This window comes from Allobosea sp. CER48 (genome assembly GCF_044752385.1).
Lineage (GTDB): Bacteria > Pseudomonadota > Alphaproteobacteria > Rhizobiales > Beijerinckiaceae > Allobosea.
The window spans coordinates 1-1571 of record NZ_JBIWYK010000606.1; the positions used below are offsets into that span (position 1 = coordinate 1).

The window sequence follows — 1571 nt, forward strand, 5'->3', positions numbered from 1 at the left end:
GTCGGAGGTTGCGCCTATTCGCCGCCGATCGCCTGGGCGGCTTCCACCGCCCGGCCACGCAGCGGCAACTGCTCCATGCGGGCGAGCGACGCGAGGGCGCAGGCGAAGCCGAGGCTCGCTGCGCCGAAGACGTAGCGGAACAGCGTCACCATCGTCTCGCGATCGACCGTGCCGAGCTTCAATGCTTCTGGCGAAAGCTGCGCGGCGGGGCCGCCGACTCCGCCGAGCACGATCGCGCCGAAGATGGCGACGATGAGCGCCCCGCCGATCTGGCGGAAGAAATTGGCCACCGCGGTGGCGGTCCCGAGCTGATGCGGATTCACCGCGTTCTGGATCGAGACCGTCGCCACCGGCAGCAAGGTGCCGAAGCCGACGCTGACGATCGCGAGGATGACGCAGAAGGGCAGCAGCGGCAGCCGTCCCGAGGACGCCGCCAGCACGGCGGTGCCGGCCATGGCGATGAAGAGCCCGATCATCGGCGCGCGCTTGTAGTGGACGAAGTGGGACATCGCCCGGCCGGAGCTGGTCGCGCCGATCACCGTGCCGCAGGTGAGCGGCAGCAGCCCGAGGCCGGACTGGCTGGCGCTCATGCCCATCACCGTCTCGAAATACAATGGCAGGTAGATCGTCAGCCCGATGAATGTGCCCATGCCGAAGCCGGCGGCGACGGTGCCGCGGCGCACGACGCGGTTGCCCAGCAGGTCGAGCGGGATCAGCGGCTCGGAGGCGGTGCGCAGCCGCCAGGCGAACAGCCCCCACAGGAGCAGGGAGGCGCCGACCAACGCCGCGATGGGCAGCGAGCGCCAGGGATAGGCTGTGCCGCCCCAGGAGAGGGCGAGCAGCAGCGAGACCGTTCCCAGCGTCATCAGCATCGCGCCGAGAACGTCGAGCTTGTGCGGGCGCTCATGGCGCGGCAGGCGCTTCAGCGCCGAGTTGGTCATCCAGTAGGCGACGAGCCCGAGCGGCAGGTTGATCCAGAAGATCACCGACCAGTGCAGCCGCTCGGCCAGGACGCCGCCGAGAACGGGGCCGAGCAGCGAGGACGACATGAAGACGCTGGCGAAATAGACCTGGTAGCGTCCGCGCTCCTTGGGCGGCACCATGTCGGCGACGATAGTCTGGCCCATCGCGATCAGCCCGCCGCCGCCGAGCCCCTGCACGAAGCGCGCGAGCACCAGCAGCCATAGCGAAGGGGCGAGCGCGCAGGCGATCGAGCCGATGACGAAGACCACGATGCCCGACAGCAGCACCACGCGCCGCCCGTGGATATCGGCGAGCTTGCCGTAGAGCGGCGTGACCGCCGTCGCCGACAGCAGGTAGATCGTGACGATCCAGGAGAGATGCGTGACGTCGCGGAGCTCGCTGCCGATGGTAGGCAGCGCCGTGGCGACGATGGTCTGGTCGAGCGCGGCCAGGAACATCGCCAGCATGACGCCGACCAGAATCGAGCGGATATCGGCAGGGGTCAGCGATGCGGCCTGGGCCGGTGCGTCGAGCCGCTTGTCCATGGAACCTTGATTGAACCTGCGTTTTGGGAATGTCTGAGCTTAATGTCGGCGCCCGCCATGCGC

At 68.7% G+C, this 1571-nt stretch carries 1 protein-coding gene; it reads right to left on the reverse strand.

What is annotated here, in order from left to right:
• Positions 1-14 precede the first annotated feature (14 nt).
• Positions 15-1508, reverse strand: a complete 1494-nt coding sequence (locus tag ACIPIA_RS15950; RefSeq protein WP_400510952.1) for an MDR family MFS transporter — start codon at positions 1506-1508, stop codon at positions 15-17.
• Positions 1509-1571 lie beyond the last annotated feature (63 nt).